At 41.0% G+C, this 25,199-nt stretch carries 24 protein-coding genes and 1 tRNA gene; 14 read left to right on the plus strand and 11 right to left on the minus strand.

Annotation, left to right across the window (positions count from 1 at the left end):
- Positions 1 to 5: 5 nt before the first annotated feature.
- Positions 6 to 1,175 carry a hypothetical protein gene (locus V7K45_RS00120; protein WP_334999208.1) on the minus strand — a complete coding sequence of 390 codons (1,170 nt, stop codon included), beginning with the start codon at positions 1,173 to 1,175 and terminating at the stop codon, positions 6 to 8.
- A 558-nt stretch (positions 1,176 to 1,733) separates the two neighbouring features.
- On the opposite strand from V7K45_RS00120, the gene V7K45_RS00125 reads away from it, so the two are divergent.
- Together V7K45_RS00125 and V7K45_RS00130 are read left to right on the plus strand one after the other, a co-directional pair.
- Complete coding sequence (locus V7K45_RS00125) at positions 1,734 to 3,353, plus strand: ArnT family glycosyltransferase (protein ID WP_334999210.1); 1,620 nt, start codon at positions 1,734 to 1,736, stop codon at positions 3,351 to 3,353.
- A gap of 131 nt (positions 3,354 to 3,484) precedes the next feature.
- Positions 3,485 to 3,709: a hypothetical protein gene (locus tag V7K45_RS00130; RefSeq protein ID WP_334999212.1), complete on the plus strand. Its 225-nt coding sequence runs from the start codon at positions 3,485 to 3,487 to the stop codon at positions 3,707 to 3,709.
- Positions 3,710 to 3,947: 238 nt separating this feature from the next.
- Here V7K45_RS00130 and V7K45_RS00135 read toward each other — a convergent pair whose 3' ends face one another.
- Positions 3,948 to 4,334, minus strand: coding sequence for a hypothetical protein (locus V7K45_RS00135; RefSeq protein WP_334999214.1), 387 nt, complete (start codon positions 4,332 to 4,334; stop codon positions 3,948 to 3,950).
- Between the two features lie 477 nt (positions 4,335 to 4,811).
- Between V7K45_RS00135 and V7K45_RS00140 the strand changes: the two genes are divergently transcribed.
- Positions 4,812 to 6,716, plus strand: coding sequence for a chloride channel protein (locus V7K45_RS00140; protein ID WP_334999216.1), 1,905 nt, complete (start codon positions 4,812 to 4,814; stop codon positions 6,714 to 6,716).
- Between the two features lie 127 nt (positions 6,717 to 6,843).
- Here V7K45_RS00140 and V7K45_RS00145 read toward each other — a convergent pair whose 3' ends face one another.
- On the minus strand, positions 6,844 to 7,257 hold the full coding sequence (locus V7K45_RS00145; RefSeq protein ID WP_104909531.1) for an AbrB family transcriptional regulator: 414 nt from the start codon (positions 7,255 to 7,257) through the stop codon (positions 6,844 to 6,846).
- A 471-nt stretch (positions 7,258 to 7,728) separates the two neighbouring features.
- On the opposite strand from V7K45_RS00145, the gene V7K45_RS00150 reads away from it, so the two are divergent.
- From V7K45_RS00150 to V7K45_RS00165, 4 genes are all read left to right on the plus strand, one after another.
- Positions 7,729 to 8,169 carry an Rrf2 family transcriptional regulator gene (locus V7K45_RS00150; protein WP_289798377.1) on the plus strand — a complete coding sequence of 147 codons (441 nt, stop codon included), beginning with the start codon at positions 7,729 to 7,731 and terminating at the stop codon, positions 8,167 to 8,169.
- 57 nt (positions 8,170 to 8,226) lie between these two features.
- A complete protein-coding gene (gene cbiB, locus V7K45_RS00155; RefSeq protein WP_334999218.1) occupies positions 8,227 to 9,198 on the plus strand; it encodes an adenosylcobinamide-phosphate synthase CbiB in 972 nt (323 codons plus the stop codon).
- 109 nt (positions 9,199 to 9,307) lie between these two features.
- Complete coding sequence (pyrR, locus tag V7K45_RS00160) at positions 9,308 to 9,844, plus strand: bifunctional pyr operon transcriptional regulator/uracil phosphoribosyltransferase PyrR (RefSeq protein WP_094353001.1); 537 nt, start codon at positions 9,308 to 9,310, stop codon at positions 9,842 to 9,844.
- A gap of 460 nt (positions 9,845 to 10,304) precedes the next feature.
- Complete coding sequence (locus V7K45_RS00165; protein ID WP_334999220.1) at positions 10,305 to 12,887, plus strand: GAF domain-containing protein; 2,583 nt, start codon at positions 10,305 to 10,307, stop codon at positions 12,885 to 12,887.
- Between the two features lie 258 nt (positions 12,888 to 13,145).
- Here V7K45_RS00165 and purN read toward each other — a convergent pair whose 3' ends face one another.
- Positions 13,146 to 13,808 (minus strand): phosphoribosylglycinamide formyltransferase, encoded by a 663-nt coding sequence (gene purN, locus V7K45_RS00170; RefSeq protein ID WP_334999222.1) that lies wholly within the window; start codon positions 13,806 to 13,808, stop codon positions 13,146 to 13,148.
- Positions 13,809 to 13,832: 24 nt separating this feature from the next.
- On the opposite strand from purN, the gene V7K45_RS00175 reads away from it, so the two are divergent.
- Positions 13,833 to 14,714, plus strand: a complete 882-nt coding sequence (locus tag V7K45_RS00175; protein WP_334999224.1) for a carbohydrate ABC transporter permease — start codon at positions 13,833 to 13,835, stop codon at positions 14,712 to 14,714.
- 78 nt (positions 14,715 to 14,792) lie between these two features.
- Here V7K45_RS00175 and V7K45_RS00180 read toward each other — a convergent pair whose 3' ends face one another.
- The 3 genes from V7K45_RS00180 to V7K45_RS00190 form a co-directional block, all read right to left on the minus strand.
- Positions 14,793 to 15,359 (minus strand): thermonuclease family protein, encoded by a 567-nt coding sequence (locus tag V7K45_RS00180; protein WP_334999226.1) that lies wholly within the window; start codon positions 15,357 to 15,359, stop codon positions 14,793 to 14,795.
- Positions 15,360 to 16,242: 883 nt separating this feature from the next.
- Positions 16,243 to 16,315, minus strand: a tRNA-Arg gene (locus tag V7K45_RS00185).
- A gap of 44 nt (positions 16,316 to 16,359) precedes the next feature.
- On the minus strand, positions 16,360 to 17,556 hold the full coding sequence (locus tag V7K45_RS00190) for a murein hydrolase activator EnvC family protein (RefSeq protein ID WP_334999228.1): 1,197 nt from the start codon (positions 17,554 to 17,556) through the stop codon (positions 16,360 to 16,362).
- Between the two features lie 159 nt (positions 17,557 to 17,715).
- Between V7K45_RS00190 and V7K45_RS00195 the strand changes: the two genes are divergently transcribed.
- Both V7K45_RS00195 and V7K45_RS00200 read left to right on the plus strand, forming a co-directional pair.
- Positions 17,716 to 18,003 carry a hypothetical protein gene (locus tag V7K45_RS00195; protein WP_322694718.1) on the plus strand — a complete coding sequence of 96 codons (288 nt, stop codon included), beginning with the start codon at positions 17,716 to 17,718 and terminating at the stop codon, positions 18,001 to 18,003.
- 3 nt (positions 18,004 to 18,006) lie between these two features.
- Complete coding sequence (locus tag V7K45_RS00200; protein ID WP_334999231.1) at positions 18,007 to 18,159, plus strand: hypothetical protein; 153 nt, start codon at positions 18,007 to 18,009, stop codon at positions 18,157 to 18,159.
- On the opposite strand, the gene trmFO is transcribed toward V7K45_RS00200, so the two are convergent.
- Positions 18,156 to 19,472 (minus strand): FADH(2)-oxidizing methylenetetrahydrofolate--tRNA-(uracil(54)-C(5))-methyltransferase TrmFO, encoded by a 1,317-nt coding sequence (gene trmFO / locus V7K45_RS00205; protein ID WP_334999233.1) that lies wholly within the window; start codon positions 19,470 to 19,472, stop codon positions 18,156 to 18,158. The genes V7K45_RS00200 and trmFO overlap by 4 nt on opposite strands.
- A 408-nt stretch (positions 19,473 to 19,880) precedes the next feature.
- Between trmFO and V7K45_RS00210 the strand changes: the two genes are divergently transcribed.
- The 3 genes from V7K45_RS00210 (at position 19,881) to V7K45_RS00220 (ending at position 21,965) form a co-directional block, all read left to right on the plus strand.
- Complete coding sequence (locus tag V7K45_RS00210; protein ID WP_334999235.1) at positions 19,881 to 20,135, plus strand: hypothetical protein; 255 nt, start codon at positions 19,881 to 19,883, stop codon at positions 20,133 to 20,135.
- Between the two features lie 449 nt (positions 20,136 to 20,584).
- Positions 20,585 to 21,856: a ribulose bisphosphate carboxylase small subunit gene (locus tag V7K45_RS00215; protein ID WP_334999237.1), complete on the plus strand. Its 1,272-nt coding sequence runs from the start codon at positions 20,585 to 20,587 to the stop codon at positions 21,854 to 21,856.
- On the plus strand, positions 21,843 to 21,965 hold the full coding sequence (locus V7K45_RS00220) for a hypothetical protein (RefSeq protein WP_334999239.1): 123 nt from the start codon (positions 21,843 to 21,845) through the stop codon (positions 21,963 to 21,965). The genes V7K45_RS00215 and V7K45_RS00220 overlap by 14 nt, the downstream gene beginning before the upstream one ends.
- Before the next feature lie 92 nt (positions 21,966 to 22,057).
- On the opposite strand, the gene V7K45_RS00225 is transcribed toward V7K45_RS00220, so the two are convergent.
- From V7K45_RS00225 to V7K45_RS00235, 3 genes are all read right to left on the minus strand, one after another.
- Positions 22,058 to 22,561, minus strand: coding sequence for a cupin domain-containing protein (locus V7K45_RS00225; RefSeq protein ID WP_334999241.1), 504 nt, complete (start codon positions 22,559 to 22,561; stop codon positions 22,058 to 22,060).
- A 413-nt stretch (positions 22,562 to 22,974) separates the two neighbouring features.
- A complete protein-coding gene (locus tag V7K45_RS00230) occupies positions 22,975 to 23,724 on the minus strand; it encodes a hypothetical protein (RefSeq protein WP_334999243.1) in 750 nt (249 codons plus the stop codon).
- A gap of 362 nt (positions 23,725 to 24,086) precedes the next feature.
- Positions 24,087 to 24,482: a hypothetical protein gene (locus V7K45_RS00235; protein WP_334999245.1), complete on the minus strand. Its 396-nt coding sequence runs from the start codon at positions 24,480 to 24,482 to the stop codon at positions 24,087 to 24,089.
- Positions 24,483 to 24,772: 290 nt separating this feature from the next.
- Between V7K45_RS00235 and V7K45_RS00240 the strand changes: the two genes are divergently transcribed.
- Complete coding sequence (locus V7K45_RS00240) at positions 24,773 to 25,129, plus strand: hypothetical protein (protein ID WP_334999247.1); 357 nt, start codon at positions 24,773 to 24,775, stop codon at positions 25,127 to 25,129.
- The last annotated feature ends 70 nt before the right edge of the window (positions 25,130 to 25,199 follow it).

The raw sequence follows: 25,199 nt of genomic DNA on the forward strand, positions 1-25,199 counted from the left end.
AAACACTATTTCTGAGAAGGTTGATCCTTAGTATACGCAACAGGTTTTGGTCCTGCATTCCGCACATTGATAATTTTATTCAGTATATCAAACCAAAAAGGCGCACCCATAGCAATAGCAAAACCACTCACTATCCAACCACAAATTAATTTAAAAACTTGTGAAATTCTGATATAAATTATATTCGATTTCGTCGTATCTAATAACTCAAACTGTTGATTAATATTTTGCCATCCAATCGGTATAGAAGAATTTCCTAATAGTTTTTCAATATCTTTTCTGGCTGCTTCATCATTGATATAATCGATTCGTTGACTTGCACTTTGAGTAATAGTAGAACGAATAACCGAATCCTCCGATAGCCTTTTAACCAAGTGAAATGTATCAGTATTGGTTAAAAAGGCAACTAATATTCCAATTAAAATAGCAACTCCTTTGGCATTTCGCTTATAAACACCGCTTGCTCGATCCATCGAGCGATCGAACCATGTTTCTACTTCATTTTTAAATTGATTTACTTCCTCGGTGAGATCGCCAATCTTGATCCTGCTACGTTGAGCAATTACACTAAGGCTCTTAATTAAACTATTAGGGACTTCATCAGGTAACTCATTATTAACAAAATCTATAAATTTTTGGTCAATCTCTCCATAAATTTCTTGAATTTTTGTGTAACTTGCACTATTGGGATTATTAATACCTTTTTTAAGTTCTTTATAAGAGGCTAATATCATCTGTAAGTTTGTTTTTGCTTCTTCACTAGGATGTTTAACGTAATTAATTAGCTCAGGAATTTTTAAGGTATCTAATAAAGTGATTGCAAATGTTTCAGAAGGAAGATAGGAAGGGCCACTTTGTTTTTCTAGTATCCGTTTATCAGGGTTTTTATTAATTTCCTGGAAATGCTTTTCTACTTTACCTTTGGCTTGTTGATTCAAGGTATTAATCAAAGGATCGTTATAAAGTTTCTGTACTAGATGGATTGCATTAATAATATCCGATCTTTCACTTTCACTACCACCTGATAAAAGTAATTCAATTGAAGTTCTTAAATGTTTAACTCTCCATTGTAATAATGTTGCAATTAGTTCCTGGATTTCGGAAGCTAGCAAGCTCAAAATCAAGTAAATAAAAACTAAGCCAAGAGTAATATCTACAACTACAGGTAAATTCATTGACATCTCCAATATTTTTTAGTTCTTTATTGTTATAGAAAGTGCTTAAAAAATTGTATATCATAGATATCTTAATTCAAGAGTTGCTTAATTAAAATTAAAAAAGCAAAATCAGTTTATTTAGATAATTTTATTAAGGATTGTTTTAATTAATAATTATTGAATTTATTTTTTAATAAAATAAATAATTATGTTTTTCGTAAAATTAATTTTCAGAAATTTTACAGACAAATTTTTCAATTATTCAATATATCATTTAAAAAGTAAATAAATACAAATTAAACTAAGCATCACTTAAAAATAAAATACAAGTTTATTTACGGATTATCTTACAGGTAATAAATAATTGATTGTATTATTTGTATCATTTATTAGCTGAAATGTGATTTAAATAACCAATATAAATTTTTCAAAAAATAGCGCTAATTAGAAAAATTTGAGTTAATCTTGGAAACTAGCAATTGTTAAGAACATACGTTGTTACTGGGTGGCAACATGGGAGATTCGCTAGATGTCTCTATGTAATCAAACCAGCAAGTAAAATGATTACCAGAGAATATGCAAGAAGGAAGCTTTATTTGGAGTCATCTGGAAAAACAACATCGCACGGTTGGCAAATGGATTGATTGGGTATGGCTAATAGTATTGCTGTTGGCAGCAGTATTACTGTTTAGCATCAATCTGGGAGGGTTGCCGCTGCGAGATTGGGATGAAGGTACTGTGGCACAGGTTGCTCGTGAAATTTGGCACGCCCCAGCAGGTTCAATGCGTTGGCTTTACCCAACGTTAGGAGGCGAACCATATCACAATAAGCCGCCTTTGATGCATTTGCTAATAGCTTGGGCTTATTCTCTAGGGGGCGAAAACGAGTTGACAACGCGCCTACCTGGAGCAATTTTAACAGCGACATCTGTACCTTTACTGTATTGCATTGCTCGAGAGATATTTCGCCAACGTTGGGCTGCTATTTATAGTGCCTTGATTTACCTAACAATGCTACCTGTGGTACGTCATGGGCGGTTAGCAATGTTAGATGGGGCGATGGTAAGTTTTTTGATGGTAATGATGTTGTGCGTGTTACGATCGCGCCGAGATTTACGTTATTGTCTTGGTGTTGGTATTAGCTTTGGGTTTATTTGTTTAACTCAAGGACTGTTAGGTATATTACTCGGTGCGATCGCAATTGTATTTCTGTTTTGGGATACACCACGACTGCTCACTTGTTACTATCTCTGGATCGCAATCTTAATTGGCATTCTACCTGTAGCTGGTTGGTATGGTGCGCAACTAATTCACTATGGTTATACTTTCGCCCAAATCGGTATTGCAAACCCATCACTAGGCCGAATTGGCTCAGTTGTAGAAGGGAATTCTGAACCACCTTGGTACTATGTGATTGAACTTCTCAAATACACATGGCCGTGGCTATTATTCTTACCACAAACTGTCCGCTTAACTTGGGAAAATCGCAACCTTAGCTGGGCAAAACTAGTAATGGCGTGGAGTGGGGTTTATCTGCTGGTAATTTCCTTCATGATTACCAAAGTTCCCTGGTATCTATTCCCGATTTACCCTAGTTTAGCTTTAGCTTTTGGTATCCAGTTATCAGATACGGAAAATTCGCCTTTACTCTCATCTTATCCCCGTGCTTGGGTTGCTGGTTTGGCAATACTTGCTGTGGCTGCTTCTGCTGGTAGTATTTATTTTAGTTCGGGTACAACACCAAAAACAGACTTACAACTGATTTTTGCCGCCGTAGCTTTAACTATGACCTTAGCAGCTATTTTGGCAGAACGAGGCGACGGACAATTTCTGAAGATTTTGTTTTGGGGAAGTTATATTTCGCTGCTGCTGTTAATGAAATCTAACTACTGGGTTTGGGAATTATCTGAAGCTTATCCAGTTAAACCAGTCGCCGCCATGATTGTGCGGGCAAATCCAGCGACGAGGAAGATTTACACTTCTTTTCCCTACCATCGTCCCTCGTTGGATTATTATAGCGATCGCACCATCATTCCCGCTTCTGTTGGTGAACTGGAATATTATTGGCACTACAACGGTCAACCCTACTTTTTACTTCATGCATCTGATTTCAACAATCTTGAACTAGAGTCGATGAAGCTAATTGACCAAGCTGAAGGTTGGAAATTAGTCACAAAAGATACTAATCGGCTGTAAATATGGGGCATTGGGCATAAGAGGCAGAGGGGCAGAGAGGAAAAACTGACTGCAACTTCTCCCCTGCTCTCCTACCCCCCCCCATCGGGAAAAATCAAATCATTACCCAAAAAGTAATATGAATCTGTATTTTGGAGAATAACATTAGTGCCATACAACAAGAGCTATTTCCGCTGTGTGTCATGTTGTATCTTCGATTAAAAATGCGTTGGGAATTGGTGCGGCAATTAATTCACTTGCTTGGTACTGAAATCCGCTCTCCTTTGGAACCCGAACAGGCTGCTTATTCTCTAGCTTACTATGAGTCGTTGCAGGCAATGTTTTCACCCCAAGTATTGGCAGACAGTAAATCTTAGATGCTGTAGTGTCCCGATTTTCAAATCGATATGATAATTAGATAAGCATAAATAAACAATAGTTTGTAGTTAGCACTTTAGTGCTGAAAGTACTTACCTAATTAGCGATCGCTCTTTAAAAGGGACATAATATAAAACCGCGTCCTATTTGGGGCAAGAAGACACGGTTCGATCGAAGTATTTAGTTATAATATTACAAAAATCAAAGTAGAATTTGATTTATACAAAAGTAATCCATTTACTGAGATTTGTTTCCTGGGCCATTAACTTTCTCTGTTGTGGGAATAATTTGGCGATCGTAACTTGTCTTTTCTTGGGTCAAAGCGATCGCACCAAAGAAAATCGCACTACCTACAGCCAAGGCCACCATCGGACGCTTGAGTAGGACAAAATCTCTGATAATCCTCGCTAAAGGTCGGCTTTGACGACGTAGCGACGAAGACATCATCAATTGTCTCCAAGTAAACGGATCGCGGACATAATGACCACTTTGGCAAACTACTAGCCTTTCCTGGCAATAGGGACAGCAAAACAAGCCCATGCGCGTTTTTACTGGTTTTGGCGTGGCATTTCTTTGGCAAATTGGGCAAGTAACATAATGATTATCAAAAGTGTGTATATTCATTTACCTCATCCGCCTAGTCCATTTACTCGCTCTATAACAATAGGTATATTGAATTGGGGTCAATGTACGATCTGACATCAGGCATCAATCATACATACATTCTATTACTACCAAGGATGCCTCAATAGTCGCAACACGAGTATAGCTAGATTTAAACAAGGATGACTCATGGTTAATCTTTACAGGTGCGTCCACCCAGTCGAAAAAACTTTGTTGTCTCTAGAAAAAATAGTGTTGGCGCTCGCTCGCACCCCATTAAGCCATAGCTACGCCCAACTTAGGCATCGCTGACCCTTAAATAATAATTGTCTCTCATTTAACCATTCTCCCCACACAAATTTTGCACAATGACATTTTTCGCTAAAGCTTTGTAAGTTAAGCAAATAAAGTCTACTTGTCCGGTTGCTAAATAATGGCTCACAATGATAAGTAACAGATAAAAATTTAAATTTTTTCTTACATTTACCCCGCCTCTCAATGACTCTCTTGCCTCCCACTCAACTGAGGAAGGTAACGGAACAACCTGCCTTTCCTACACCTTCCGCTCGTTTAGCTCACCTAATTAATCGTTTTCAACCATCCCCAGAAACAGTGGTGCTGTTTTTAGCCATGCTCATTGGCGGTGGTACTGGTATGGGTGTAGTCACCTTTCACTATTTAATCCAGTTGGTTCACCAGCTGATGCTGGAAAATTTAATGGGTCAAATTGGCGCCTGGGGTGCATGGACTTTAGCCTGCGTTCCCACCCTTGGCGGATTAATTGTTGGCTTGATGCGCTGGCGCACTCAAGACTTTGGCCCTGGACTTTCATCTCTCATCGCCGCTTCTCAGGGAACAGAGATTAGGCGACCACTAAGACCAGTTACCAAAATGCTGGCTGCATCTGTTACTTTAGGGAGCGGTGCTTCTTTGGGGCCAGAAGGGCCGAGTGTCGAAATTGGCGCAAATTTTGGGATGTTGTTCTCTGTGATCCTGAATGTATCTCAAGAACGACAACGTTTGTTGTTGGGTGCTGGCGCGGCGGCGGGACTAGCGGCGGGATTTAACGCTCCCATAGCTGGAGTATTTTTTGCTTTAGAAGTAGTGATGGGAGCGACATCTTTCGCTACTTCTGCTGTCAGTGTGGTGCTTTTAGCTGCGGTAGTAGCAGCATTAATTGCCCAAATTGGTTTGGGGGCCCAACCTGCTTTTGATTTACCTGTTTACCAGGTTCGCAGTCCTTTGGAATTACCTCTTTATCTTGGTTTGGGTTTAGGGGCCAGCCTCGTTTCTCTGGCTTATACTCAATCAATTCGTTTAGCAAAAGCTTGCTTTGCTGGGAAAGTTCCAGGTTTTGATTTTTTGGGACGAATTCCTCAGCCGATTCATCCAATTATTGGCGGTGCGATCATTGGCGCTGTTGCTTTGCAGTTCCCGCAAATTCTGGGTGTTGGTTATGAAACTGTAGAAGCAATGCTTCAAGATGTGGAGTTTCCACTCTACTTATTGGTGGTGTTGTTGGTGGTGAAGTTATTGATGACTGCAATTAGTGCAGGTAGTGGTTTTATTGGTGGTTTGTTCGCACCGGCAATGTTTTTAGGTGCTTCTTTTGGATCGGCTTACGCCAAAATGTTAGCCGTAGCATTCCCGACAATTTGCGATCAAATGGCGGCTCCCCCAGCTTACGCAATGGTGGGAATGGCAGCAGTATTAGCTGCTAGTGTGAGAGCGCCGTTAACGGCTATTTTAATGCTGTTTGAATTAACCCGCGACTATCGAATTGTTTTACCGTTGATGGCAGCTGTGGGTTTGAGTGTTTGGCTAGTAGAAAGGATTAAACCAACTTTTAACTCTAACTCTAATCTACAACAAATTGGTCTTTCGGAATTGAAAGATGAACAATCGGAAATTGTGCAGCAAATTTTGGTAGAAGATGCGATGTATCCCTGTCCCAAAAAGTTACCTGCAACTTTGGGAGTATTAGATGCTGCTGTGGAAATGACCCGCGATCGCGTTCGTAGTGCTTTAGTAATAGATGAAGCAGAGCAATTAGTTGGTATCCTTTCTTTGGAAGATATTAACCGTGCCCTTGCTATTTGGCAAACATACCCAAATTCTCTAACCGAAATCCCCGATAATTTATCCAGTCAAACCCTCATAGACATTTGTACTACTGAAATTCTCTATGCATGGCAAGATGAACTTTTATCTGAGGCTTTAGACAGAATGAGTCTTCGAGGTTTACATCAATTACCAGTGGTAGCACGAGACAAACCCGATCGCATTTTGGGTTTATTAGAAAAAGAGCAAATTGGATTAACCTGCAATTTAGCAGTGACGCGCAAGGCACTTCGCCACTATTTACCAATCTTACCTACTAAAGATATAGTCATTAGTCATTAGTCATTGGTCATTGGTCATTAGTCATTATTTTTCACAAAGGACACTTGACTAATGACTGTTTATAGTCATTGTTTTTCACAAAGGACACTTGACTAATGACAACAGAGAATTGACTAATGACCATTTATTAAGCCGTGGCTTCTATGGCTTCATCATCTTCGCGATCTTCTGGATCTACCTGTCTCAGACGAATGTGCTTTTTGCCTAAAGTGATCAGAAACTCATCTCCTGGTTTAAGATTCATCTGTTTTGTATAAGCTGAACCTATCAGTAAGTTCCCATTCGATTGCACACTAATTCTATAGCTAGCACTACGTCCACCACGCCCATTAGCACTGGGTGTACTGTCTAACTGAATGCCTTCAGCATCAATTAGGGCATTTAAGAACTTCATCATATTGACGCGCTCTATACCATTTTTGGTAACGGTATAGTAGCCGCACTTCTTGGCTTTGTCTTCTTTGCTCTCGTTCTCTAGCTCTTTGACTTTTTTGAGCAGTTCTTCGCCGAGTAAGGGTTCAATTTTTTTCTGTTTAGGCATCAACTTAGGTCGAAAATGAATGTTTGAAGTGTTTGAATCGATTTTATTTTAGCTGAGGTTGAGCTAACAGGAACATAATCCTTTAGTTTTTATCTCAACCTAGCCAAGTATATTACACTCAGATGCACAATTGTTATGCCATTACCAATATTGACAAGACAATCTATTTTAGAAAATGCTGGCAATGCTGATAACTATATATATATAGTTTGGGAATTACTGCTAGACTATATAAGTTTTAAGTTTTCTAAACTAACGCTCAAGAGGTTGTCTATTTCTTAAGGATGAGAACTGAGTCACAGAATGATAAGCAAAACTGATCCTTAGTCATTAGTCAATGGTAATTAGTCATTGGTTATTTAGAAACGACAAACTAAAGAAGTCTAAGAGTCGGAAGCCGACCATCAGAATTTCTTTTCAGAGAGATGCAGCGCCAACAAAGACAAAGGACAAACAACAAAGCTTGCGAAAATGAAATTAACTACCAGAGGACACTATAGTGTGAAGGCGTTGCTAGATTTAAGTTTACAGCCAAGATATGGGCCTGCATCTGTGAGAGCGATCGCAAAACGCCAAGATATCCCAGCTCCTTACCTCGAAAAACTACTAATAGAAATGCGTCGTGCATCAATAGTTAAATCAATTCGTGGTAGCATCGGCGGATATCAATTGGCAAGAGAGCCTGCACAAATATCTATAGGAGAAATTTTAGAAGCTGTTGGCGAGACTAGCCATTTACCTCATCACACCCCAGCACCGACACAAGCTGAAGATTGGGTAACGTTTAGCCTCTGGCAGAGACTCAACCAAAAGCTCAAAGAAGCTTTATACAGTATTACTCTGGCAGACCTTTATTACGATGCTCGGAGTCGGCAAGCTTCCCTTGGAGAAGAAGCTAGTTTTGTGGTTTAGTCAAGAGTCAATGGTCTAAATATTGACCCTTGACTTTTAAACCAAGACTTGTGACTTATGACTAATAATATCTATATCTTAATAATTGCAGCATTTTTAGATTACTTAATTGGCGATCCTTGGGATTGGCCTCATCCAGTGCAAGTTATGGGGTGGGTAATTTCTCGCCTGACCAAGTTTTTTCTCCAATTATGTCAACGTTCTCTAACACAACGCCTAGCTGGAATTGTACTAGGTATTATCTTAATAATTGGTAGCGGTCTTGTTGGTTTTTTGATTATTCAAATTGCCAGATGGGTTCATCCACTCTTAGGAATTGCCATAGATAGCATTCTTTTGGCTAGTTGTTTTGCTGGCAAAAGTTTGCGAGTAGCAGCGGAGGCTGTTTTACAACCTTTAACAGTCGGAGATTTAGAGAAGGCTCGAAAGATTTTAAGTAATTACGTTGGTCGAGATACCCAAAACCTTTCACAAGCAGAAATTTACCGAGCTGTTTTAGAAACGGTTGCAGAAAATGCCACAGATGGGGTAATGGCTCCACTTTTTTATGCAATTGTTGGTGTCTTTATACCAGTTGTGGGGCCAACTCCTTTAGCTTTAGCATATAAAGCCAGCAGTACCCTTGATTCAATGGTGGGTTATCGGGAAGCACCCTATACTTATTTTGGATGGTTCTGTGCGCGGTTAGAAGATTATTTGACTTGGCTACCTTGTCGGTTAACAGTTGTGACTCTGGCGCTGCTATCGGGTAAACCGATGCATATTTGGCAAATTTGTCGTCGGGATGCAATTAAAGATCCTAGTCCCAATTCTGGCTGGAGTGAGTGCGCCTATGCTGCATTTTTAGGTGTACAAATGGGGGGTACAAATTGGTATCGGGGGGTAGCTAAGTACAAACCACTGCTAGGAGATGCTATTTATGCTATTACTGCAACTTCTATTCAGAATGCTTTACAACTTACTCGATATTGTTTTTTGCTATGGTTAGGGATAGCGATCGCAATATTCTTAATACTCCCAAATAGGTAATGATAAATATAAAGTTAGGAGTTAGAGACGCGATTAACCCTTGTCTGTACAGGAGTTAAGAATAAAAACTCCTAACTCTTAACTCATCACTCCTAACTTATCACTCGCTATGTCTGCCAAAGTAGTTGAAATTCTCTCATCTGAAGAAATCCGTCGTACCTTGACTCGCCTTGCTTCTCAAATTGTCGAAAGGACGCGTGATTTGTCTCAACTGGTGCTTCTTGGTATTTATACCAGGGGTGCGTTATTAGCCGAATTATTGGCGCGTCAAATTGAGACGCTCGAAGGTGTAGCAGTATCAGTCGGCGCTTTGGACATTACATTTTATCGAGATGACCTTGACAAAATTGGATTGCGGACTCCAACGAAAAGCGAAATTCCTTTTGATCTTACGGGGAAAACAGTTGTACTCGTGGATGATGTGATTTTCAAGGGACGGACGATTCGCGCGGCTTTGAACGCAGTCAACGATTACGGTAGGCCAGAGGTGATTCGTTTAGCTGTGTTAGTAGATAGAGGCCATCGAGAATTACCAATCCACCCAGATTTTATTGGCAAGAAGTTGCCTACAGCTAAAGAAGAAATTGTCAAAGTTTATTTACAAAATTGTGATGGACGAGATGCAGTAGAGTTGATTGCAGATTAGGCTATGGGGGCAGGAGGCAGGAGAAATTCTTTGCGTCTGATTTTAAATACTCAGCACTCAGCACTCAGCACTCTTTATTTAGCACTCTTAATCTCATCTACTTGAAAACTGGTGTAAATAATCAAGCTGACACGATATGGTGGGGAAGGGCAACTGTGAAAATTCTGTAAAACCTTGTTAAAAAATAAAGATTGTTTGGCTGCCTTGCCAGAAAACCACAACTCCTAATGAGAAAATAAGACATTCTAACCAAGCGATCGCCATCTGATTGTTAACAAGCCTGTTAATCAAACCCAATTTTTTTGAGTTGAAAGGCAATCAAAGCGCTATGGGACATGACCTAGAACATTAGTGTCTTAAAATACTCCTGAAAGCCAGTCCTTGTTTTATAAGTTTTATGTAGAATTTGGTGGTGAGGTTATTTACTTGATTCTCAATTGCAGCAATCCAGGTTTCCTTTATGAGTCAGTCTTTTTCTCAAAGCCAAACAAGACGAAATCGCCAACAGAGACTCTGGCAACAAAAATGGAGTTTAAAGACTAAAGCAATAGTTTGGGCACTAAGTATCAGTGTCCTTCCTGTGGTTGGAATTGGAACAGCGACTTACAACTATGGCATTAATTTAATTAACACACAAACTCCGCAAATTAGACAAGAGAGTAGAAAAAGTTCAACAGAAACTGAACTTGCTCTACAAAGACAATTGTCACTCTTATTAACTGGTATGGGAGTGACAGCAATTGTAGCAGGTGCGATCGCTGTTTTTGTGACGAATCGAGTTATGAGTCGAGTCAGCAACGTTGCTGCAATTTCTAATAATATTAAAAAGAGGCTACGTCCAGACAGTGAGTTTACTCAAGTCTTCATCGCTGGCCAAGATGAATTAGTGATGTTAGAGAGAAACATCACCTTATTCACAGACCTGCTTTCAGTATTGGTACAGGAGAAAGAAGCCGAAGCTGATTACTCCCAACTATTAATCAAAATTACTCGTTGGGTTCGAGAATCATTCAATCAAGAAGATGTTCTCAAAACTACCTCAGAAGAAATTCGTAAAGCTTTAAGTATCGATCGCGTCACCATCTTTTGCTTCGACTCCAATTATAATGGAACCTTTATCGCCGAATCAGTAGCACCTGGTTTACCGAAAATATTAGGGGTTACAGTCTCTGAGCCGGGATTTGAGGCAGGGTATATAGAAAAATATCAGAATGGTAGCATCCATGCTATTGATAATATCCATCAAGGCGATTTCAGTGATGATGATATTGAGTTGCTGGAGCAATTTGCTGTCAAATCTAGTTTAGTAGCACCTATTCTCAAAGGCAAACGGCTATTCGGTTTATTGATTGCACATCAATGTTCTAGACTTCGTTTTTGGCAACAGTCTGAGATTGATTTGTTCTCTCAAATAGCCATGCAAGTAGGATTTGCCCTTGACTACGCCAACCTTCTACAACAAGTAGATACCAAGGCAGATAACGCTCAGGTATTTATCGAAATTACCCGCAGCATTCGCCAATCGCTCAACGAAGAAGATGTCCTTAAAACGACGGTGGAAGAGGTTCGTAAGGCATTGAGTACTGACCGAGTGCTGGTTTATAGCTTTTACCCTAATTGGTCTGGAATTATAATTGCCGAATCAGTGGTCCCAGGTTATCCCAAAGTTTTGCGGTCTGAAATTCAAGACATCTGTTTCGGTCAGGGTTATGTAGAAAAGTATCAGTCTGGTCGCGTTGTAGCCACAAACAACATTTATGAAGCTGGTTTGGCTGATTGTCACATTAGCCTGCTGGAATCCTTTGCTGTCAAAGCAAATCTGGTCGCCCCCATTCTCAAAGATGAACAGTTATTTGGCTTATTAATTGCACATCAATGTTCCAGACCCCGTGATTGGCAACAATCTGAGATTGATTTATTTGCTCAAATAGCGATGCAAGTCGGGTTTGCTCTCGACCATGCAAGACTCTTGCAACGAATCGAGGCTGAGGGTGTGCAAAGTCAGTTGTTAGCAGATACTATCGGCATTATTCGCCAATCACTCAACGAAGAGGATGTCCTCAAAACAACTGTGGAAGAGGTTCGCAAAGCTCTAAGTACCGACCGAGTGATGGTTTATAGCTTTGATGCTGATTGGTCTGGAACAGTGATTGCTGAATCAGTTGTTCTCACTTACCCAAAAGTTTTGCGAGCTGAAATCGAAGACCCATGTTTCGGTCAAGGCTATGTAGAAGAGTATCAGTCTGGTCGCGTTCTCGCAATCAACAACATTTATGAAGCTGGTTTGGCTGACTGCCATATTAACTTGCTTGAATCGTTTGGTGTGAAAGCAAATCTGGTCGCCCCGATTATTAAAGATAAAGAGCTATTTGGCTTGTTAATTGCACATCAATGCTCCAAACCCCGTGATTGGCAACAAGCTGAGATTGATTTATTTGGCCAGATGGCGATGCAAGTAGGATTTGCTCTCGACCATGCAAGACTCCTACAACGAATCGAAGCTGAAAGGATGCGAAGTCAGTTACTAGTGGATATTATCCGCAGCATTCGCCAATCCCTTAAGGAAGAAGATATCATCAAAACTACTGTGGAAGAGGTTCGTAAAGCACTGAGTACTGACCGAGTGTTGGTTTATAGCTTTTACGCTAATTGGTTCGGAATTATTATTGCTGAATCAGTGCTTCCGGGTTATCCCAAAGTTTTGCGGTCTAAAATTCACGACCCTTGTTTCACTCAAGGCTATGTAGAAAAGTACCAGTCTGGTCGCGTTGTCGCAATCAACAACATTTATGAGTCTAGTTTGGCTGATTGTCACATTAACCTGCTCGAATCTTTTGGTGTGAAAGCAAATTTAGTAGCACCAATTATTAAAGATGAGCAGCTATTTGGCTTGTTAATTGCACATCAGTGTTCTGAACCCCGTGATTGGCAACAATCTGAGATTGATTTATTTGCCCAGATAGCAATGCAAGTCGGATTTACTCTCGATCATGCTAGGCTCCTACAAGCGTATCAAACTGCTGAAGCTAACTCTGATGAATAGTAGGGGCGCACAGCTGTGCATTGGTGTCAACTTAAGCTGGAAATAGCTTAACTGTTGGCTTCCATGCCCGCCCGGAAATAAATTTCTTTGGCTTTTAGGTTTAAGTCTACTGAAGTAGACTGGAGATTTTTGGCGATATTTAGTCATCTTCAGATGACTTTAGCTATGAGACGGGAATTTCAATTCCCGGCGGACAAGCGGTTTCACGTTAAGTTGACACCAATGGCAGCTGTGCGCCCTTAATTGATATATGTATTTTTACGTTACGCTTAATGTAACTTTTGACGAAGAAGCTGCTAGAGCGATCGCTAATGGTAAAATTCGATGTTCTTGAATTTGAATCCTGGCGTGGAGTGTTTCTGCTGTATCATCCGGCAGTACTGGTACTGCGGCTTGCATTAATATTGGGCCGCTATCCATTTCTAAGCAAGCTATATGCACTGTGCAACCAGTAATTTTTACCCCAGATGCTAAGGCTTGTTCTACAGCATGGATTCCCTTGAAACTAGGTAACAAACTAGGATGGATATTGATAATCCTCTCAGGAAAGGCATCAATGAAAACTGACGTTAATAGTCGCATCCACCCTGCCAAAATCACCCATTCTACATCGTAGTGCCGCAATGTCTGCACAATTTTTTCATCAAACTCTTCTCGGTTTTGATAGTTGCGGTGATTTAATAAAACAGTTTCTACACCTCTATTAGCTGCTCTAACGGCTGCTTTCGCCGAGGGGTTATTGTAAATTAAAACTTTAATTTGGGCATTTAGCCGCCCATCTTGGATAGCTTGGGCAACTACATCAAAATTGCTGCCATTCCCAGAAGCCATAATTCCCAGTTTTAAAGGGGCGAATTGTTGGCAATTATCGCTAATGTTGGGAGAAATTAAGCTCAGGGTAGAATCAAGGCGGAGAGTCATAACAGCTAAGAGGAAAAATTATAGATGCCAAAAATATATACTAAGTCGTGGTTGGATAATGATACAGTAGCCGCGTGGATTTTTCTCGCACCAGCACTAATTTTACTGGGCGTTTTTATCATTTGGCCGATCGCTTATTTGTTCTATCTCAGTTTCACTGCTGGTAGTTTCACTTTAAAAGGTATTTATTGGATAGGCTTAAAAAACTATTGGCGCTTGCTACTCAACCCCGACTTCTTGCAAGTGCTGGGTAACACTTTTTATTTTACTGTTGCCACCATCATTCCCAGTTTAGTTATCTCCTTGGGATTAGCAGTACTATTAAACCGTTCCATTCCTTTGCGGGGCATCCTGCGGAGTGCCTATTTTCTGCCTTCAATTATCTCACTTGTGGCGGCAGGTTTGGGATTTCGCTGGCTGTTTCAAACATCAGGCCCAGTTAACGGACTTTTAGATTTTTTTGGCATTTCAGAAATATCCTGGCTAGGAGATACATTTTGGGCAATGCCAGTAATTATTTTAATGAGTATTTGGAAACAACTCGGTTTCAATATGGTAGTTTTTTTAGCAGGGTTGCAAGCAATTCCTCCCAGTCGTTATGAGGCAGCAGACTTAGACGGAGCAAATGCTTGGCAACAATTTTGGTATATTACTTTGCCCGGATTGCGCCCGACTGTGATATTTGCAGTCATTACTACCGCAATTTTTACATTGCGGAGTTTTGAGCAAGTTTTTGTGATGACTGGCGGTGGGCCACTAAATTCGACTAATTTGTTGGTTTACTACATTTACCAAGAGGCTTTTGGTCAATTTGATTTTGGTTATGCAGCAGCAGGAGCGACTGTATTATTAGCAGTAACGCTGATACTAGTTTATTTGCAACTGCAAACTTGGGGGGAGGAGTAGAGGAGGCAAGGGGGCAGAGGGGCAGAGGGGAACTTTGGAAGTTGCTAAGTTATCGCGCAAATATGCAATGCCGAGTTTTTACTTCTTATATAAGCTGCGATATTCCCAAGGATTTATAAATTTAGTATCGCTCCAAACGCCGAGCCGTTGCTCCTTAGCCTTAGCTTCGGCTTGTTGAACTAAATCTTTACTAGGACACTTGTTTAAATAAGGGCGATAGACTTTTGCTAGACCTTCTTGCAACAATACCTGTTGTACAAAAGTGCCATTTTTTAAACGGACTTCAGCAATTTTACGACCATAGCGATCGCTATCCGTAATATTCAAAGTCACGCGATCGCCTCCTTGTTGCACCAGTTGTTGCACCCGTTCTTGGGCTTTTACACCCCAAGTAAATTGATTGCGATCGCCAATGCGTTTACTCTGCTTTTCTTTGTTAGTATGAGCTATTTCTGGCGCGTCTACACAAGCAAAGCGGACTGTAAGATTTTTGCCATCAGTATCTTTTACTACTAAAGTATCGCCATCACTGACTCGCTCAACTGGTTCTCCAGAATTTCCGATAAAGCGATTGCAGCCCATCAAATTTAAAATTATGATAGTTGCACAAAGCCAAAATCGCACTGGTTTAATTAATTTCTCCATCCAAACTTACCTGCCTTACCTCTGTGGGATGATATTAGCAAAATACAAAGATATATTTGTTAACTGTTGACATATAGTTCCACAGGCAATTTAAAATTCCAAATGGTAAGACCCTCTGGCGGCAACCGATAGAAAATGCGGATTAGTATAAGAATTGTAACCTTCCAATTGTCAGCGGGAATTTCTGATGAACTATCCCTGGCTGTGATACAGCAGTTTTCTTTTGCATGAGGTACAAAGTCACTGGTTTTGAGGCAGAAGGCAGAAGGCAGGAGGAAGAAGAATAATTTGATTTGTGAATGCTTGGTTCTGTACCTCATTCAGTTGCAAAGTACTGTATCAAATCCCGCCGCTAACACCACATCTTGACTGATAATATCAATAATCTGCTCGTTCTTACTCTTACTTTTAATGTCTTCGATCGAGTTACGAAACTGGGGATTATCAAAGGGTTGACAAGCAAGGTTTATTAATACCTCTGCTGCTTGCTGCTGTTGTGTTTCTGTGGGTGTTGGGGTTTGAAACTGTGCGATCGCCTGTTCTATTTGCCTATCTCGATCGAGATTTTAGCTCTAATATTGAAACTGATTAACGCTCTTCTATTACTCTCGTTAAATAAAAATTCATAACCCTTGATTGTTAAGGCTTTGATAAATTTACGAGTAGGTTGGGTTGAGGAACGAAACCCAACACGAAAAATCTTTGGTTTTGTTGGGTTTCACTAAAGTTCAACCCAACCTACATTTTTTTCTTTCATCAGAGTCACAAAAGAGCGTTAATTACCCTATAAAAAAAGAGTCCTGCCATACTGTATGTATGGCAGGGTGTTGTAATGATATACAATTTGTCAACGCGGACAAATAATTAGTTAATGTACAAATAACGAGCGCGGAGGGATTTGAACCCCCGACCCACAGAACCGGAATCTGTTGCTCTATCCACTGAGCCACGCGCCCCTATTCTTCAATATTATAGCACGTCGGCGATCGAATTCGCAGCTTTAAAGATAATTAGCTGGATCTACGGGTGTACCATTGCGACGGACTTCAAAGTGGAGATGGGGGCCAGTTGAAAAACCTGTGGAACCAACAGCAGCGATCGCTTGTCCGCGTTCAACTGCTTGTCCCTCAGAAACATATAACTCACTGGTATGCCCGTAGAGTGTAGTCATACCATTACCGTGGTCGATAATTACCGCTCTGCCATAACCACCATACCATCCAGCAAAAATTACTCTTCCCGAATCGGCTGCTCGAATTTTACTGCCATAGCTGGCGGCAAAATCTAATCCGGCATGAAAGCGACGATAGCCAAGAATTGGGTGTATCCGCCAGCCGAAGGGACTGCTAGTAGGAGCATCGCTAGGATATGCCATTACACCAGTTCCCCGAATGATGATACTTGTCCGGCTGTTGGTTTTTCCTTGCGCCTCTTCAGTTTCTGCTACTTTTTGTTGAATCAAAACTTCCAGATTTTTTGATTCTCTTTCTAGCTGATTTTGTGCGGCTTCTAAGGCGAGGCGATCGCTATTCAGGCGTTGAATCAATTCTGATTGTGATTGCGCCTGGGTTTGATAATCGGCTTTTTGTGCCAACAATTGCTCGCGAATTAAGCCAATTTCATTTTTTTGCTGTTCTACTTCTGTTTTTTGTTTATCGATTGAGTTTGCTTGGGTGTTGAGTTTTGCCAAAATTTTCTGGTCTGCTTGAAACACTAACTTCAACTGATGACGACGGCTGAAAAAGTCGCTGATATTTTCACTTTCGAGCAAAACTGCCCATCCCGCAAAAGCAGGCGATCGCTGGAGGTAACGCAATCGTGCTACTGTTGCAATTTGCCGCTCCTGATATGAACGTTCTGCCACATCTAAATCAGCTTCTAACTGCTGGAGGCGTTGGGTAGCCAGTTGTAATCGCGATCCGCTCTCTAGAAGATAGCTATCTGTCGTTTGCAGATTTTGCTTTAAACCAGTCAGGTGTTTTTGGGCCTCTTGTTGGAGATTATTTAAGCGATCGCGCTCCCCAACTACACCCTGACGCTGCTGGTTCATTTGTTGCTGCTGTTGTCGCAGAGTATCAATAGATCCTGTAGATGTTGCGTCGGCTGGAATTAATGCCAAACAAATCCACAAAATACAGCAAAATGCAATAGATAAACAGCAATAAATCTGCTTTTTTTCTAGAAATCGCCCTCTCATAGTGCGAACCTAATCAAAAGGATACTTTCAAACACTATGAGGATTATTCCCAAAATTTAATTCACCCACGCCAACACATTATTAAATTGGTATGCCAAGTTGTAACACAAGAATTCCAGCTATGTCAGCATTGAGCAGGTATGTGAGCGGGTGAGATGTATGAACGCACGTATAGCAATTCTCTTAATTACCTTGGTTTTTCCAGGTTTGGCAGTGGTGGGAGTATCGTTGTATTGGTTTAATCTTGATTATGCAGCATTGATCAAAGCTGAAAAGTATGTGGAAAACCTAGTAGAGGTTGGAAAAGTAAATGATAGACAGTTAGAGTATGCCTATCATCGCACCTACATTCATCGCATCAACGTATTTGCCGATGGTACTTGGGGATTACTGGGAGGTGTAATTACAGCGCTAGGTATACATGGATTAGTCACTATTAAAAAATAGGGAGTGGCGAGTGCGGAACAAGCGGACAAGGAGTTAAACAAAACTCAGCACTCAGCACTCAGCACTCAGCACTCAGCACTCAGCACTCAGCACTCAGCACTCAGCACTCAGAACTCAGCACTCAGCACTCAGCACTCAGCACTCAGCACTCATTAATTACGATTAGCTTTCCAGTTTGCTAAATCAGCTAAAGAGCGATCGCGGTAACGTCCATAACGCTCTGGTTTACTTTTGATTTTCATTCCTAAATCGGGAAAAATCCCAAAGTTAGGCGGCATTGGTTGGAAATGCTTCGGCGAAGCAGAACTAATAAATTCTAATAACGCACCCATCATGGTTGTTGGTGGTAAAACCAAAGCTTCTTTACCCAAGGCTAATCGCGCTGCATTAATTCCTGCCAAGCAACCACCCGCAGCAGCCGCAGTGTAACCTTCAGTACCAATCAATTGTCCTGCGGCTAACAATGTCGGACGCTCTTTAAATTGCAAGGTAGGATGCATTAATTGGGGAGCATTAATAAAAGTGTTGCGGTGCATCACTCCCAGCCTGACAAACTCTGCTTTTTCTAAACTTGGAATTAATTGAAAGATTCGCTTTTGTTCGCCCCAACGCAGATTTGTTTGAAATCCTACCATATTCCACAGCTGACCAGCTTTATCTTCTTGTCGTAACTGCACCACAGCATAAGGACGTTCCCCTGTGCGAGTATCTGACAATCCCACTGGCTTTAGGGGGCCGTAGCGCATGGTATCTTCTCCGCGCTGGGCTAGTTCTTCTATGGGTAAACAAGCTTCAAAAAATTTCGCCGTTTCTCGTTCAAAACCTTTCAGTTCTGTTTGTTCAGCTTTACAAAGTTCTTCTCGAAAGTGCAAGTACTGCTCTTTATTCATGGGGCAGTTGAGATAAGCGGCTTCACCTTTGTCATAACGTGATGCCATAAAAGCAATGTCACGATTAATCGATTCTCCCACGATAATCGGACTGGCTGCATCAAAAAAGCTCAGGTATTCCATCCCTGTAAAGCGTTGCAAATCTTCTGCTAGATCGGGACTAGTTAAAGGCCCGGTTGCCAAAACCACAATCCCTTCGGGAATCGCAGACACTTCACCCCGACGGAATTCAACTAAAGGATGACTCGCTAAAGTTTCAGTTAAATCTCGGCCAAATTGTCCCCTATCTACGGCTAGAGCCCCACCAGCAGGTACGGCGTGTTCATCAGCTTTTGAGATGACAATCGAACCGAGTTGGCGTAACTCTTCGTGCAATAATCCCGCCGCGCGATCGCTTGCCATTGCCCCAAAGGAATTACTACACACTAATTCTGCTAAATGTTCTGTATGATGAGCCGGACTAAATCGCTTTGGACGCATTTCATGCAGAATTACTGGCACTCCAGCTTGCGCTATTTGCCAAGCTGCTTCTGTCCCAGCTAGTCCACCTCCAATTACTTGTATCGGTTGTGTTTCCATAGTTAAATTTTAATTACCATATTATAAGTATCCATCAGCATTACAGAAGTAAAATTAAATCAAAAGTGATGTTAAACCACAACCAGTGCAAATAAAGTATTGGGTCAATTGTAACGTTGAGACTAAACTCTCAAGGTTTTTACAATCAATTTTGCTGTCACACCAAAAGCCATCGTCAGCGCTGGGCTGAACATTTTCTAACTAGCAGACTGCTAGCAAGTGCGTTAGCGTAGCTTACCGTAGGTATCGCGTCCTCAGCCATTGCCTAATTGGATTAATCAAAAAAGTAGCAAAATTAGTCATAAAACTAGGATATTTTGGATAAAACCTTGATTTCTCCTTTTTTTAGGTGATACATTAAGTACATATTCAATAATTAGTTAAAAAGGCGTAATTAAGACGTGATTTATGACTAAAAACAAACTTAAAGATAACGTCACTTTAAATCTAGCTCCAGTTATGTTTATTGAAGAAGTAACAGATGATGAGGAATTGAAAAGTGTATACGGAGGCGTAACGCCACCTATTTCACGACTAACCCCTGAAATTATTGCTGGTCTTGAAAAGCGCGGTATTAAAGTATTTATCGATCCTAACAACCCAGATATATTAACAGAAGAGGCGTTATCTGCTTTAAAAGAAATTTGGACTAATGAGACGTAGTAGATACAAACGATTTCCATTAACTGTAGCGATATGCAATACTAGGGCGTGTTTGAAAACACGCTCTATTCTAAAAAATAGGTTAATCTAAGTAATCCTGGAATTATACAAATGGCTCATCAAAGCCATTTGATATTGTAATCAAATCTTTGGCACTACCAAATAACAGCAGTTTTCACTCCTTCTATGCTTGGGCGTGCGTTCAACTTTGGCAGCAGACAATAGACTTCTTGCAATGGGGAAAAGGGGAAAGGGTAAAGGGTAAAGGTATGGAATTTTCCCTTACCCTTTAACATGCACCCCAATATCTTGCAAAAGTTACTTTTGCGAGATGTCTAATCAATCCAACAGACGAACAAACACAAGCTTGTCTGAAAGAAAAGCGATCGCTATCCCCAAAAAAAATTAACATTAACCTTAGAAGTGTTAATTTTTCATCACATAAACTCATGGGTTACTACATCGCTCCCCGCTTTTTGGACAAACTTGCTGTCCACATTACCAAAAATTTCCTGAAGCTTCCTGGCGTGCGAGTTCCCGTGATCCTGGGTATTCATGGACGCAAAGGAGAAGGTAAAACATTTCAATGTCAATTAGTCTTCGAGAAAATGGGTATCGAAGTGACTCACGTATCTGGCGGCGAATTAGAAAGTCCAGATGCGGGAGATCCAGCGCGGTTGATTCGGTTGCGCTATCGGGAAACAGCAGAACTAATCAAAGTACGCGGCAAAATGTGCGTACTGATGATTAACGATTTAGATGCCGGTGCAGGACGCTTTGATGAAGGCACTCAATATACTGTAAACACCCAGTTGGTGAATGCCACACTGATGAATATTGCTGATAATCCCACAGATGTGCAGTTGCCGGGAAGCTATGATTCCACACCCTTACATCGCGTGCCGATTATTGTCACAGGTAATGATTTTTCCACCCTCTATGCACCGTTAATTCGGGATGGACGGATGGAGAAATTCTACTGGGAACCAGATAGAGATGACAAAGTGGGAATTGTCAAGGGGATTTTTGAACAGGATGGACTGTCACAGAAAGAAGTTGAACAGCTAGTTAATACTTTTGTCAATCAGTCCATTGACTTTTTTAGCGCTTTGCGATCGCGCATTTATGACGAACAAATCCGCAACTACATCCATAAAGTAGGTTTTGAGCAGATATCCTTGAATGTGGTTAACAGCACTCAAGGGCCACCTGAGTTTAAAAAACCAGATTTCAGGCTGTCTCACTTAATCGAGTCTGGTAACTTCCTGGTTGGCGAACAAAAACGGGTAGAAAGTTCCCATTTGGTTGATGATTACAATCGACTCAATCGAGGTAGAAATTCTCAATCAGCACCACCTGCTGCTGTGAAACCAACTAGTCAGCCGTCAAATGGCGCAACCAAAGAAGTAAAAACTAATGGATTCCAGAAACAGGAAACATCAAGTGCACATTTGACACTAGACACACAAGCTCAAATTAGACAATTATTATCTCAAGGTTACAAAATTAGTATTGAACACGTAGATGAGCGTCGCTTCCGCACAGGTTCTTGGCAAACTTGTGTTCATAGCCACATCGATGCCGAGTCTGACGCCATCTCAAATCTGGAATCAACTCTGGCAGAATATAGCGGTGAATATGTACGCTTAGTAGGTATCGATCCTAAAGCCAAGCGGCGGGTGGTGGAGACAATTATTCAGCGACCAAATGGGAACAATTAGGGGCAGATACAGCAGAATCTGGGTGTTTAACGACCAAACTCACCGGACGCAGACAACCTTGGCAACTCAACTGACCAACTTGTGGCGTTCCGGTGCAGCAACTTGTTAGGCGACGCTTTGATAGTACACCTATCGAGAACATCGTCGGGCATTTCTACACAGCCGCACGCTGCGCGTACAAAAAGCATCCAGCAATCATTTCTAGTAGGGACTCGAGGCAGGTTCTCCCGCGCCGTTAGTCCAAATGTCGTCTGGCAGCGATCGATCGCGGTGACAAACCCGATCGTGTTCAGGATACGTGATTGTGTCTACTTCCGCTCGAGTGCCGACTATCAGGCATTGCGTTGCCTTGGAGCTACGATTCTCGAGAAAGTGGCCTATCGGCACTCCTGCTTGAAAAGTTGCGGCGTCGCCAGGACGTAGTACAGTCTTTACGTCTCCTTCGATGAGCACGATCTCGCCTTCGAGGACATAGACCATTTCATCCTCAGCACTATGCCAATGTTTGATTGACGAACGAGAGCCAGGCTGCAAGACTTCGATGAACGCGCCGAACTGGGTAAGTCCTCCTGCTTCGCTGATCCAGAGCATACGATTTGGTTTATGCGCGGCGTGAGAGGGGCTTTCCTCCACGATGAGACTATCAGGAGTGATAACAGTCATGTTGGTACCTCTGGGAATTCTGGAGAATAGACTTATTGGCATTTGTCGGGAAAAGGGGAAAGTGGGGTCCCCTCTGGGGATAAGGGGCAAGGGGAAGGGGAAAAAGGTTCTGTATTGTCCCTTTCCCCTTTAACCAAAACCTTTTCCCCCTCTTGCAAAAAGCACTTTTGCAAGAGGTCTAATAGCTATTCCATTGTGTCTAGGGCACAAATCGACGCAAAACTTCGTTCGTGTCCCTAAATAAAGCGTTACTTTCAATTCGGTTCAGGCAAGAGACGCGATGAATCGCTGTTTCTACAAAGTCAATTTTAAATCATTTGCGAACAACAAGAAAACCTTAAATCCATAAGAAGTTGAGGATTTAAGGTTGTAAATTCGATTCGCCAGATTTTTGCCAATTCTTAAACAACTAGAAACAATATGTTTCCTTAATTTGAAAGCTAAATTTTTCCCTTTTACCAACAAGTATTGGCTGAAACTGAGGTCATCGTTCTTAAATCGCTTGTAAACGCAGCTGTATATTGATAAGGTGATGAACCAGAGCAGGTCATGGAATTTGTATTAGTGCCACGAGGATTCCACCATGACTGAGCTTTCACAATTAAATTTGCACCATTCCACCATAGATTGTTGACAAGTAAAGAGTTAGTTTGTCCATTATCTGACTTTTTAGAAGATAAAAACGTGGCATAATCAACCTGGCCATTAGCTGGATTAATCCGGGCTATAACTGCGACTTTTGGCCCGCCTCCATTACCATAACTAGGCAACCACCGACCACTGGCAAAACGGCGAAAATCATTACCTGTCTGAGTGCCTGTGGAAGAGTAAATGCCATATAAAACATCATTCCCATTCCAATACAATCCGTAACCTGTACCATCGTCACCTGTTGTCTCGTAATCATTACGACACCATGCTTTTATCCCATTATTAAAGCGGATAGTTATAGGGTTTTTGTTATTTGAGAATTGCTGATAACCAATGTAAATTCTTGCTGTCCCATTAACTACTTTGGGCCCATTTTTAGCTGCGATTGTCGCTTCACTATCATTGCAACTGAATGTCACAGGTTCACCGACCGATGTATTTATGGTTTCAGCTAAAACTGGAGCAGTTTTTTGTGTGAGAACTAAGTCACTTACTAAAATTACAGACAAAGAAATGCCCGCAAAATACTTTTGTAATTTGCCAGAATAAATCATGTTATGAATCTGCCGAGACAAGGAACGGAAAACACCGTATCACTATAAACTCTAATCACTATTTAGACAAGCAAAATGGTTGAAAACACTATGCAGCAAGGTTTTCAGTACTGCAAAATATTAGGGATAACTACAAAATGCCCATTTTAACAGGCATGATGATGCATGATAGTAGCTGTATATAATTGTTGTTTATCAAAGAGCATTAGTAAATATAAAAAATTGCAATAGGTTATGCTTTAACATAAACAATTGCAGTAAGATAAAAAATAATTTTAATCAGCTAAGTGCCTTTATTCGTTCCCTACATCCCTTGTAAAAACATTGTTTTTCCTCTGTTTTATGCTTTTATCCGGGCTATATTAGGTAGTTTTAGGATTTTTATCTGATGCTTCTCCAGCAGCAGCTTTCAGGCGGCTCAATCTGCCTTTGCGAATCCGTTCGCTATCGCGAACCCCACCCGCCATTTCATATTCGCTGCTATCTTTGCCATATTTAAAAGCAACCCCTCTTACCATCTTGTCTGTAAGATTACTTAGGGTTTTCTCCATCGCATCAATTTTAGTTTTGGAAGAATCAATTACAGTTAATGCAGTATTATAAGCATCAAGCATGGTTCTTAGCTGTTCAATTGCTTGACTCAAGTTTTGCAAATCGCAATTATCACCAAAACTCATATTTGCATCAATTGCTTTTAGTCCAGCGGATCTCAACTCAGCTTTTTCGAGAACACGGGATGTACGTTTTTTACGAGACATCAATATATTCCTTAGAGAGGTTTCTAAAGCTACTTTGCCTTACTAAAGCTGTTTTTTGGTTCAGTAAAATTAGCGATAATTATATTTGTTAAAAAAAATCTAACTAATCTGAGTAATTTCTCTATATTTCCAGCTTTTACCTGTTTTTCTTTGCAATTGCTTTAATATTGGTGATGAATATTGCAATATTGATGAGGAATATTTTAATGTTGATCAGGAATATTGCAATGTTAATCAGGAACGTTGCAATATTTATGAAGAACGTTGCAATGTTGATGAGGAAGGTTGCAATGTCCATCGGAAATATTGCAATGTTGATGAAGAATATTGCAATCTTGATGCGAATACAATCGACATTAGCGGTTTCCATTCAGACGCGGTATGACATTATATCGCGGGGTGTAGGGCACGGCACTGTCCATTGGTGTCAATTTAAGCTGAAAGCCTTTTCAAATCTCGTTTCCAGCGTCTGGGCTGGAAATGCTACTCTTGGCGGCAGAGCCGCCAGCAAAGGAGGCGGAGCCTCTAGGACAGCATTCCCAGTCGGAGACTGGGAACGAGACAAAGTGCAAAACTTATACATCAGACATACAAAAAACCTCTTGCATAAGTGCTTTTTGCAAGAGGGGGGAAAAGGTTTTGGTTAAAGGGGAAGGGGATAATACAGAACCTTTTCCCCTTCCCCCTTTCCCTTTTCCCAACTTATGCAAGAAGTCT

The organism is Nostoc sp., from assembly GCF_036917375.1.
Taxonomy (GTDB): Bacteria; Cyanobacteriota; Cyanobacteriia; order Cyanobacteriales; family Nostocaceae; genus Nostoc.

Bases quoted from the DNA above. Each gene is read 5' to 3' on its own strand.
- V7K45_RS00120 (WP_334999208.1), bottom strand. From the start codon at position 1,175: ATGAATTTACCTGTAGTTGTAGATATTACTCTTGGCTTAGTTTTTATT.
- V7K45_RS00125 (WP_334999210.1), top strand. From the start codon at position 1,734: ATGCAAGAAGGAAGCTTTATTTGGAGTCATCTGGAAAAACAACATCGC.
- V7K45_RS00135 (WP_334999214.1), bottom strand. From the start codon at position 4,334: ATGAATATACACACTTTTGATAATCATTATGTTACTTGCCCAATTTGC.
- V7K45_RS00140 (WP_334999216.1), top strand. From the start codon at position 4,812: ATGACTCTCTTGCCTCCCACTCAACTGAGGAAGGTAACGGAACAACCT.
- V7K45_RS00145 (WP_104909531.1), bottom strand. From the start codon at position 7,257: ATGCCTAAACAGAAAAAAATTGAACCCTTACTCGGCGAAGAACTGCTC.
- V7K45_RS00150 (WP_289798377.1), top strand. From the start codon at position 7,729: ATGAAATTAACTACCAGAGGACACTATAGTGTGAAGGCGTTGCTAGAT.
- cbiB (WP_334999218.1), top strand. From the start codon at position 8,227: ATGACTAATAATATCTATATCTTAATAATTGCAGCATTTTTAGATTAC.
- pyrR (WP_094353001.1), top strand. From the start codon at position 9,308: ATGTCTGCCAAAGTAGTTGAAATTCTCTCATCTGAAGAAATCCGTCGT.
- V7K45_RS00165 (WP_334999220.1), top strand. From the start codon at position 10,305: ATGAGTCAGTCTTTTTCTCAAAGCCAAACAAGACGAAATCGCCAACAG.
- purN (WP_334999222.1), bottom strand. From the start codon at position 13,808: ATGACTCTCCGCCTTGATTCTACCCTGAGCTTAATTTCTCCCAACATT.
- V7K45_RS00175 (WP_334999224.1), top strand. From the start codon at position 13,833: ATGCCAAAAATATATACTAAGTCGTGGTTGGATAATGATACAGTAGCC.
- V7K45_RS00180 (WP_334999226.1), bottom strand. From the start codon at position 15,359: ATGGAGAAATTAATTAAACCAGTGCGATTTTGGCTTTGTGCAACTATC.
- V7K45_RS00190 (WP_334999228.1), bottom strand. From the start codon at position 17,556: ATGAGAGGGCGATTTCTAGAAAAAAAGCAGATTTATTGCTGTTTATCT.
- V7K45_RS00195 (WP_322694718.1), top strand. From the start codon at position 17,716: ATGAACGCACGTATAGCAATTCTCTTAATTACCTTGGTTTTTCCAGGT.
- trmFO (WP_334999233.1), bottom strand. From the start codon at position 19,472: ATGGAAACACAACCGATACAAGTAATTGGAGGTGGACTAGCTGGGACA.
- V7K45_RS00210 (WP_334999235.1), top strand. From the start codon at position 19,881: ATGACTAAAAACAAACTTAAAGATAACGTCACTTTAAATCTAGCTCCA.
- V7K45_RS00215 (WP_334999237.1), top strand. From the start codon at position 20,585: ATGGGTTACTACATCGCTCCCCGCTTTTTGGACAAACTTGCTGTCCAC.
- V7K45_RS00220 (WP_334999239.1), top strand. From the start codon at position 21,843: ATGGGAACAATTAGGGGCAGATACAGCAGAATCTGGGTGTTTAACGAC.
- V7K45_RS00225 (WP_334999241.1), bottom strand. From the start codon at position 22,561: ATGCCAATAAGTCTATTCTCCAGAATTCCCAGAGGTACCAACATGACT.
- V7K45_RS00230 (WP_334999243.1), bottom strand. From the start codon at position 23,724: ATGATTTATTCTGGCAAATTACAAAAGTATTTTGCGGGCATTTCTTTG.
- V7K45_RS00235 (WP_334999245.1), bottom strand. From the start codon at position 24,482: ATGTCTCGTAAAAAACGTACATCCCGTGTTCTCGAAAAAGCTGAGTTG.
- V7K45_RS00240 (WP_334999247.1), top strand. From the start codon at position 24,773: ATGTCCATCGGAAATATTGCAATGTTGATGAAGAATATTGCAATCTTG.